Source organism: Sporosarcina koreensis (assembly GCF_001531445.1).
Taxonomy (GTDB): domain Bacteria; phylum Bacillota; class Bacilli; order Bacillales_A; family Planococcaceae; genus Sporosarcina; species Sporosarcina koreensis_C.
Map to the genome: position 1 here is coordinate 1 of NZ_LQYA01000389.1, position 243 is coordinate 243.

Below are 243 nucleotides of genomic sequence, written 5' to 3' on the forward strand. Positions count from 1 at the left end.
TGCAATACGTTCATGATGATGGTTGCAGATAAAAGCTTAGAAAAGAAAAAACAGCATAAAGGCAATACGTGCAAAAATCGTTTCTGCCCCATCTGTGCGTGGAAGAAATCAAGAAAAGATGCGTTGGCGTTATCGGTGATGATGGCTTACTTAAAGAAAGAGGAAAATAAAGAGTTTATCTTTGTGACATTAACAGCACCAAACGTGCCAGCTGATGAATTGGAAGATGAAATTAAGGACTAT

At 37.9% G+C, this 243-nt stretch carries 1 protein-coding gene; it reads left to right on the forward strand.

The genetic code is table 11. The annotated features are described in order from the left end of the window. Positions 1-243, forward strand: a 243-nt coding sequence (locus AWV70_RS22550; protein WP_160327733.1) for a protein rep, incomplete at both ends; no start/stop codon positions are given.